An 8687-nucleotide genomic window follows, 5' to 3' on the forward strand; every position below is an offset into this window, starting at 1 on the left:
AGCCCCAGGGTGGTTTTTGTTTATCTAAGCGTTGCACTTACAACTGGAAAATACACCCCTGATCTTATTTCACTTTGCCTCTTCCGATTGCTCAGAAATATGTACATTTGCACTTAGATGTCAAAGAGTCCTTTTTTCAGCCCCCATCTTTACACAAACATGAAACTACTAATCACTGGCGGAGCAGGTTTCATAGGCTCCAACCTCTGCGAGCACTTCCTTCGTGAAGGACATACCGTCCGCTGTCTTGACAATTGTAGATGGTGTAGATAAATGACCTTACCGAAGTTCATATCCGAAAACATTCAGTTGGCAAAAAGACATGGGAAGATTGTAGAGAATACAATTGCCATGTCCTTTATCACGTTCCTAAATTCGAGTTTTCAGCTAATCATATATCCTTTCCTAATCCGAAAGGTGGGTGCTGAGGATTATGGGCAGTTTGCTTTCGCACTTTCTATCGTCTCCTATTTTATGGTATTTGTCGGATTTGGCTTTGATATGATTGCTACGAAGTATATGGCAATAGCACACGAAGAAGGGGATAGCAAGGAAAAGAGTGCCATTGTTTCTAAGATATTCTCCGCAAAGCTCTACTTGCTTATCCCGGCACTGGTTGTCTATGCTCTACTTATTCTTGTGATACCTCGTCTGTACTCCTATAAAGAACTCTATTTAGCCCTTAGTCTCCTAGTAGTAAGCTATGTATTTATCCCAGGGTGGTACTATCAAGCGCTACAAAACAACCGAGTATACCTGTACATACAAATTGTCTCTAAGGTTATACTGCTCTCTATAGTGCTGCTAGCTGTACGAGGAGAAAGAGCTATATATGTATACACATGGGTCTTTGCTATCACGTCCTTTCTAGGGTATCTTGTTTCCGCTCTTTACCTTGTGGCACATGACAAAGTGATCGTCTCCTTAGTCTCTTTGAGGAGTACTCTGGCTTATTTTAAAGAGTCCTCGCATCTATTTCTCTCTAATTTTCTCTCTATCTTTAAGTCTTCTGGTATTTATATCGTCATTGGAACTCTATTTGGCATGAAAGAGTTGACCGCTTTTGATTTCAGTTTTAGAATTACTCAAAACGTCCTCAATCTGACTAAGTCTCTAAACTTAGCTATATTTCCGAATATCGTAACTAATTTCTCAGTAGATCGAGTAAAGCGAATCCTTAGAAAGGAAATCATTCTAGGACTACTTATGACACTAGGAATTATTGCTATAGGTTGGCCTCTCATCATCATTATGGGTAATGGACCTATAATTGATATCGCCTATCCAGTCCTCGTGATTATGTCTGGCATGGTCTTTATTTGGTTCTTGTCTAGCTTTTTCATTGACTTGGTGCTTATTCCTAGTGGTAAGAATCAAGTGGTCTTTTGGAATCAGCTTCTAAGTCTTACACTCATAGCCGTTTTTTCTGCAGTGTCATACTTTTTACGCTTACCTGTTTGGGCTTTTACTCTTGCGATACTTATTGCTGGGGGAGTTGAGCTAACCTTCCTTTGTTATGTCTCAAAGCTCTTTGAGAGTACAAGGTGACTTTTAATACTTAAGAATAGCTCGTATGAATAGCCTCTACACCTTCTACTCATGGACGGACATTATTGCTGTATTGTCCTACCTTATAGTCACAATCTTTTTATGCATAAAGCTATCAAGGCATAGAGGTACATTCCTTCTACTCTCTATACTTCACTTTACGATGACTTGTTTTTACTACTACAATGGCACCGTTAGTATAGATGTTAGTGACTGTGCTATGTATTATAGGGTGTCGTATCAGTATAGTGGCTCTTGGATTAGCATCCTTAGCATTAGGGAGAGTGTCACCTTTATTTGGTTCCTTTGCTTACCCCTAATACATATTCTAAAGCTTAATTATCTCGGTTGCTTCATCTCATTTTCTATCGTAGGTCTATTGGGCTGGTTTTTATTGTTCCGAGTGATCTTGGACGTTCTTGTCTCTAAAAAAAGATCGAAGTGGATCTACTTTGTCTTTCTACCTCAGCTACACTACTGGACTTGTGCTATCGGAAAGGATTCTATTATGTTCTTTTTGATATGTTTCGCTCTATTCACTTGGCACTTTAGAAAGCCGATGTGGACTTTTTTCTTCTCAGTTCTTCTCATTGCACCCATACGAATACATGTTGCGGTGGGCATTATGTTGGCATATGTGCTTTCCGTATTTTATTCTAAGCGACACTATACTTGGCGTGTAAAAATGCTCTTAGCTCTTGTCTCTCTAGTAGGACTCTTTTTGTCTTTTAAGGTCGCTCTACAAGTAACAAACTCTTTAAATTCTCAAGAACTCAGTGTGTATGTGACGAGAGATGATGCAAAATACAGTGACACAAATGCAGGTGTGGATTTAAGTGATGCGCCTTGGGGAGTGAAGGTTTTATCATTCCTTTTTCGGCCATTGTTTTTTGATGCCCATAACTACTTAATGATAGAGGCTTCTGTAGAAAATGTCTTTTGGGTACTATTATGCTTCACGATTGCATTACGGCTTTGCAATCGTCAAACACGTCGAGAGGCAGATTGGCACTACTTAGGATTTGCAATTCTGTCAATTATTATTCTCTCGTTAGGCCTTTCTTATGGGAACTCTAACCTAGGAATAGCTGTTCGACAAAAGACAATGATCTTTCCATTCTTATTTTATAGTCTATTCTTGCTTCAGCCATTGAAGCTATCTCAGAGATATAAGACAATAAATACTCCAACATCAATTAACCCCTTATTAAAGTGATGAAGTTACTACGACTATTTACATCGGCAGGGTCAATTGGGCTTATCAAGGGTCAGTATCGCTATCTAAGAGAGCATGGCATTGACGTTGTCGTAGCTACAGGGCCATCATCTCTTTCGGACAAGCATCTTGCACTCTTGGAAGGAACGCCTCATAGACTGGTGCCTCATTTGGTACGTCCCATCTCTATTTGGAATGACATAAGAGCTCTCTTTGAGCTAATCAAGCTCATCAGAAGGGAAAAACCTGATGTAGTCCATGCAAATACGCCTAAGGCATCCCTCTTTGGCATAACTGCTGCTTGGTGGTGTCGTGTGCCACATCGCATCTATACGGTTACTGGACTTCGCTTCCAAACGGCAAAGGGCTTCTTTCGCTGGCTACTTATCACTATGGAGCGTATCACCTGTTGCCTCAGCACCAAAGTAATCCCAGAGGGCGATGGGGTGGCAAAGACACTGCGTGACGAGCGTATTACAAGGAAGCCTCTCAAGAAGCTACACAACGGAAACATTAACGGAATTGACTTGGCATACTACGATAAGGGTGCCATACCTATAAGCTTGCTGAGCCAAGCTATGTCTGAGACGAGCTTCTCTGAGGAAAGCTTCACCTTTGTCTTTGTAGGACGGATCGTGAGGGATAAGGGGATCTGTGAACTTGTGGAGGCGTTCACCCGTCTGCAGCAAGAGCATCCCGATGCTCGATTGCTACTTGTTGGCGACTTCGAGCATGAACTCGATCCACTTCCGGAGGACGTCTATCATACGATACAGAGTCACCTAGCTATCTACTGTGCAGGGTGGCAAGATGATGTGCGCCCTTGGTTTGCTGCGACGGATGCACTAGCCTTCCCCTCCTATCGGGAGGGCTTTCCAAATGTCGTAATGCAAGCGGGTGCTATGGAGCTCCCCTGCGTTGTCTCCGACATCAATGGTTGCAACGAAATCATCATAGAGGGAGAGAATGGCCTGATCATACCTCCTCATGATGCAGCAGCACTATATCAGGCCATGAAGCGTATGATAGAGGACAAAGCTCTCTACACGCACTGCCAGCAGAATGCTCGCCCCCTGATCGCCTCGCGCTATAAGCAAGAGGATGTGTGGCAAGCAACGCTGGAGATGTACAAAGAGCTATAAGAATGAAATGGTATAACTTACGACAATAACAAGAGTGTCTATGAACTTTAGAAAGTTAGCATTCAACCTCGTTGACTCCATGAGAGGAGGATTGATAAATACAGAGCTCAAACGCCTCGAACGTTCCGAGATAGATAAAGACTTCTACAATGCTGAGAAGAGTGCCTCGATGAGAACCTTCTTGGCATCTCTACGAGATGTGCCAAACTATAAAGACTTAGACATGTCGAAGGGCTTAGAGCAGTTCTCCGTAATCCAAAAGAAAACGATCCAAAGTGATCGGAGTAACTTCCTATCGACAGCATATCAGAGAGGGGATCTTATCAAAGTGTCTACCTCTGGATCATACGGTCTTCCCGCAGAGTACTATCTGACGAAGCAAAAGAAAGCACAGCAACTAGCCGAGGTGATTCACTATGGGCGCAAAGTCGGCTATGATGTCGGCGTCAAGCATATGTACATCCGCTCGGTGGTGCATAAGAGTGCCTTCAAGCAATACTTGCAAAACGAGCACTATCTAGGATGCAAAGACCTTGACGATCGTTTCTTGCAAAGAGCTAGAGAGGTCTTAAAAGGAAGGCAGGTTAAGGTAATCATAGGATTTCCTACGGCTATCTCGATGATTGCAGACTACTGTCTTAGAAAGGGTGATACGAAGTCTAGCTGCTCTATAAAAGGAGTTATTACAAGCTCTGAGAATCTCTCTGAACAGCAACGAGAGATTATGAAGAAAGCTTGGGGAGATATAGGTATTTGTAGTAGATACTCGACAGAAGAGTTTGGAGTGTTAGCGTGTCAGTATGAAGCTGGTGGAAACTTTCTCATCAACTCGCTAAACTATCATATTGAAATCCTCAAGATAGACTCGGACTTACCTTGTAGAGAAGGTGAAATAGGACGTATCGTCGTTACGGATCTTCATTCTTTTGCCAATCCCTTAGTACGCTACGACACTGGAGATCTAGGGCTAATAGAGCGCAGAGAGACAGATGAGTTTGGTAGCTTGCTCGCTTTTAAGTCTCTGTCTGGAAGAGGGGTGCAAGTTATCGTTACTCCTTCGGGTGAGTTGAAGTACCCTCTCTACTTAGATACTATAATGGAGCGTTTTGAGGACACTATTCTTCAATATCAGCTCATTCAAGAGACAAAGAGCGACTTCCGTCTTTTGGTTATCCCTAAAGTTCCTTCTATAGATGGGATCCTAAATGACTTGAATATAACTATGCTAAGATGGCTCGGAGAGGGAGCCATCTTAAATATAGAGGTCGTCAAAAGTCTAGAGATGCTACCATCGGGCAAACGTCCTTATGTCATCAACAAGACCCTTTGACTATGTACCGAGCATATATCAAGCGCGCTTTAGACTTTCTCCTAGCCCTCTTCGGACTGATCGTTTTGTCGCCTCTGCTAATGGTAGAGACGGTGTGGCTACACTTTGCCAATAAGGGGGCAGGAGTGCTTTTCACACAGGAGCGCCCAGGCAAGGATGAGCGAATCTTTAAGCTCTACAAGTTCAAGAGTATGACCGATGAGCGAGATTCGGAGGGCAATCTGCTACCCGATGGGGAGCGACTCACGCCTGTAGGTCGTTTCATCCGCAAGACCTCGCTCGATGAGCTACCTCAGCTGTGGAATGTCCTCAAGGGGGATATGAGCTTGGTCGGTCCACGTCCTCTATTTGTGGACTATCTCCCATATTATACGACAAGAGAGAGATTGCGCCATACTGTACGTCCGGGCATTACGGGTCTAGCTCAAGTAAGGGGCCGCAGTTACCTTCCTTGGGATCAGAAACTCGCAACAGACGTTGAGTATGTAGAGCGTCTCAGTTTCACCCTAGACTGTCGCATCTTATTTAAGACCGTGGCAAACGTCCTTACCTCAAAAGATGTTGCCATAGATCCAGGAATAAGAGGCATCAGACTCGATGTGGAACGAAAAGAAAAAGTCCAAATATGATTATATTCAGATATTTACGAGAGCAAGACTTGGTAACTAGAGTTGCATGGCTCAATACACCCTCTCTTGTGAACAATATGAGCATTCAAGGAGAGATCACGTTGCAAGGAACGCAACAGTGGTATGAACGTGTGAGTAAGATACCTAATAGATATGATGTTGTCCTAGAGGAAGGGGGCGAGCTTATGGCAATGGGTGGCCTAACCAACTATGTAGAGGAAACAAGATCGATCGAAAGCTACCTGTTTGTAAACCCTCAAGCTCAGTCTAAGGGTCTTGGGACGCTAATCCTTCATCAGATGGTCGGGATTGCTCTTTCCAAGCTAAGCTGTGATAATGTCTTCGCCTATGTAATGCCATCGAATACTCCGTCAATGCGAGTCTATAGAAAAGTTGGCTTTCAGGTCGTCGACAACTCGGCACAGCAACTGTTCCCTATATCAAAGGAAAACAGAGATGTGCTACGTGTCACAGCTTTGTCGTATAATACACAAGCCGTACCATCATCAACATTACAAGAAGTGGAAAACTTAGTATTATGAATATCCTATTTACCTGCGTCGGACGACGTAACTACTTGTTGCGCTACTTTAGAGAGGCTATGCGTGATGGTGATCAGATCATCGCATGTGATATGCAGGCCTCAGCACCTGGACTGACAGAGGCTGATAGAGCATTCTTAGTGCCTGCCATCTATGACGAGTCGTATATACCCACGCTCCTAGAGAAGATCAGAGAGTATCAAGTAGATGCACTGATATCGCTCAATGATCTAGAGCTACCTATCCTCTCAGCGCACCGCAAGGAGATAGAAGAGCTGGGTGCCAAGCTCTTAGTATCGGACGAGCGGGTGATAGACATAACATTTGACAAGCTCAAGACGGCGGCCTTCCTTAGAGAGGAGTGTGGGCTACAGACGCCCTACACAGAGACAAGTCTAGAGGCATTCTGTGGTAGTAGACAAAGCTCATATCCTTGTGTCCTCAAGCCTAGATGGGGCAGTGCATCGATAGGAATTGAATTTCCTCAGAGTGAAGAGGAGCTACTCATCGCAGACAAGTTACTCCGTATCAAGCTCAAGAACACAATCCTATACAACGCCTCCAAGGAGCACTTTGCCGCAGCCATCCTCTATCAGGAGAAGATAACTGGTCGGGAGTATGGGATGGACATCCTCAATGACTTAGAGGGAAACTATGTAGGGACCTTCGTCCGAGAGAAGCTTGCTATGAGAGCTGGGGAGACGGACAAGGCGAGGACAATCATTGATGATCGCTTCGAGTATATTGGTCGTACGATCTCTAAGCACCTAAGGCATATAGGCGTACTAGACTGTGATGTGCTGGAGCGGGAGGGTGAGCTATACGTCCTAGAGACGAATGCTCGCTTTGGTGGAGGATACCCCTTCTCGCACGAAGCTGGTGAGCATGCGACAGCCTGCATCTTGGAGTGGCTACAAGGGGGAGGAGATATTGCTCAGCACCTACAGTACAAGGCTGGCGTCACACTATCTAAGTGTGACCGCCTGATACGAGTCCTAGATCATCTTTGACGCAGCTCTGTCTTGCTAAGTGAGCATCGGCTCCCTTTCGCCTCTCGTGAGGACAGTGTGTGGCTGTTGGCTGTTGGCTAGCTGTGGCTAATTCCTATTTTGAGGTGCTGGGGGAGAAAGCCACCCACAAAAAACTAACTGAAGTGAACGGTGATACGGTAGAGGAAGAAGTCACTATTTCGGGTCCCATAGTTGATGGCGATAAAGCGTTGGAGATTCTGGTTGAGTGCTTCTGCTGAAGCGTTGGTCTTATAGCCTAGGAAGTAGTTGCAGATCTCCCCGATGTGCTTGACCATAAAGTGAGCGATGTTCTTGACCTCTTCACATGAACTACTGAGGTGATTGGTGATGATCTCTAGAAGTGCCTTTTTTTCTTAGGTAGTGTCTGGAAAAGTGTGTAAGGGAAGTATCCTAAAATGGAGTTCCTTGTCATTACTTTTCCTTTAGATATTATTTTTGTTGTGCTCTCTGAGAGCATCCCAATCCTTGAAAAGAGGCAGCGATCTTGCATAGGAGGTTTGGGTTTTCTCCCAGGCTACCCTTCCCATCAAAAACAGCACCGCCTCGGCCGAAGGGAGTGCTCCCCGCATCTTGAGGGTTCGTTTGTAAAACCTATTCAATCGCTCAATCCAATTGGTTGTGTAAATCATCCGATGAAATTGTGGCGAATAGTTCAGATACGAGAAATAAGCCACATTGCGTGGCGTATCGAAACGCCGAAACGAGGGATAACGCCGGCTCCATCGGGCGACGAGGATACGGAATTTTTCAAATTGTCCGACCATAGAGTAGCCTTTTTGTTCAACGGGGAAGATTTCCTCCAAATCCTGCAGGAGTTCTCCCTTATCTTTGGAGGCACACATACGCTCATCGAACGCTTTAGGTGGGTAATGCAGAATTGATGTTCGGCGGAGGGAAAAGCTTCTGCAACAGCGAGTTCTTATTTTTCAAACTCCAAAGATAAGAACCTTGGAAGCTTCAGACACTACCGATATATTCGTCTTCTGACAACAACGTAACGACAGATAGCAGCCCGAGGTAAAGGGGGCTAAGGCACCTCTAGGCAGGCACAAAAACAAAAAAGGAATCTCCCAGCCCTTCACTCGAAAATCCCTCCACTCTCCTCTCTCAGTCCTCAGAGATACTCCTTCAGAAACTCCCCTTCAAACAAAAAAAGAGAACCCCCAAGCAACTCTCTGCTCAAGGGTTCTCCCTTCGAAAACGGCGGCTACCTACTCTCCCACTTTTACGCAGTACCATCGGCGTGGTT

General features: G+C 44.6%; 7 protein-coding genes and 2 pseudogenes. 7 read left to right on the forward strand and 2 right to left on the reverse strand.

What is annotated here, in order from left to right; translation table 11 throughout:
* Nucleotides 1–159: 159 nt before the first annotated feature.
* The 7 genes and pseudogenes from Q0090_RS04610 to Q0090_RS04640 all read left to right on the forward strand — a co-directional run.
* Nucleotides 160–255 (forward strand): annotated as a pseudogene (locus Q0090_RS04610) (NAD-dependent epimerase/dehydratase family protein); the annotation flags it as partial.
* Nucleotides 256–273: 18 nt separating this feature from the next.
* Nucleotides 274–1548, forward strand: coding sequence for an oligosaccharide flippase family protein (locus Q0090_RS04615; protein WP_297947897.1), 1275 nt, complete (start codon nt 274–276; stop codon nt 1546–1548).
* Between the two features lie 1215 nt (nt 1549–2763).
* Complete coding sequence (locus Q0090_RS04620) at nt 2764–3906, forward strand: glycosyltransferase family 4 protein (protein ID WP_297947899.1); 1143 nt, start codon at nt 2764–2766, stop codon at nt 3904–3906.
* A gap of 40 nt (nt 3907–3946) precedes the next feature.
* The gene (locus tag Q0090_RS04625; protein WP_297947901.1) at nt 3947–5236 is read left to right on the forward strand and encodes a hypothetical protein; all 1290 of its coding nucleotides are present in this window, start codon (nt 3947–3949) and stop codon (nt 5234–5236) included.
* Between the two features lie 2 nt (nt 5237–5238).
* On the forward strand, nt 5239–5865 hold the full coding sequence (locus Q0090_RS04630; RefSeq protein ID WP_297947903.1) for a sugar transferase: 627 nt from the start codon (nt 5239–5241) through the stop codon (nt 5863–5865).
* Complete coding sequence (locus tag Q0090_RS04635; RefSeq protein WP_297947905.1) at nt 5862–6407, forward strand: GNAT family N-acetyltransferase; 546 nt, start codon at nt 5862–5864, stop codon at nt 6405–6407. Before Q0090_RS04630 ends, Q0090_RS04635 begins: the two co-directional genes overlap by 4 nt.
* The gene (locus Q0090_RS04640; protein ID WP_297947906.1) at nt 6404–7417 is read left to right on the forward strand and encodes an ATP-grasp domain-containing protein; all 1014 of its coding nucleotides are present in this window, start codon (nt 6404–6406) and stop codon (nt 7415–7417) included. The genes Q0090_RS04635 and Q0090_RS04640 overlap by 4 nt, the downstream gene beginning before the upstream one ends.
* 134 nt (nt 7418–7551) lie before the next feature.
* Here the strand turns inward: Q0090_RS04640 and Q0090_RS04645 are convergent.
* A pseudogene (locus Q0090_RS04645) lies at nt 7552–7776 on the reverse strand (transposase); the annotation flags it as partial.
* 84 nt (nt 7777–7860) lie between these two features.
* Nucleotides 7861–8280 carry a transposase gene (locus tag Q0090_RS04650; RefSeq protein ID WP_297947908.1) on the reverse strand — a complete coding sequence of 140 codons (420 nt, stop codon included), beginning with the start codon at nt 8278–8280 and terminating at the stop codon, nt 7861–7863.
* Between the last annotated feature and the right edge of the window lie 407 nt (nt 8281–8687).

This window comes from uncultured Porphyromonas sp. (assembly GCF_938023125.1).
Classification (GTDB): Bacteria; Bacteroidota; Bacteroidia; order Bacteroidales; family Porphyromonadaceae; genus Porphyromonas.

Coding starts and splice junctions, on each gene's coding strand:
- Q0090_RS04650 (WP_297947908.1), bottom strand. CDS start 8,280: ATGTGTGCCTCCAAAGATAAGGGAGAACTCCTGCAGGATTTGGAGGAA.
- Q0090_RS04640 (WP_297947906.1), top strand. CDS start 6,404: ATGAATATCCTATTTACCTGCGTCGGACGACGTAACTACTTGTTGCGC.
- Q0090_RS04615 (WP_297947897.1), top strand. CDS start 274: ATGACCTTACCGAAGTTCATATCCGAAAACATTCAGTTGGCAAAAAGA.
- Q0090_RS04625 (WP_297947901.1), top strand. CDS start 3,947: ATGAACTTTAGAAAGTTAGCATTCAACCTCGTTGACTCCATGAGAGGA.
- Q0090_RS04630 (WP_297947903.1), top strand. CDS start 5,239: ATGTACCGAGCATATATCAAGCGCGCTTTAGACTTTCTCCTAGCCCTC.
- Q0090_RS04620 (WP_297947899.1), top strand. CDS start 2,764: ATGAAGTTACTACGACTATTTACATCGGCAGGGTCAATTGGGCTTATC.
- Q0090_RS04635 (WP_297947905.1), top strand. CDS start 5,862: ATGATTATATTCAGATATTTACGAGAGCAAGACTTGGTAACTAGAGTT.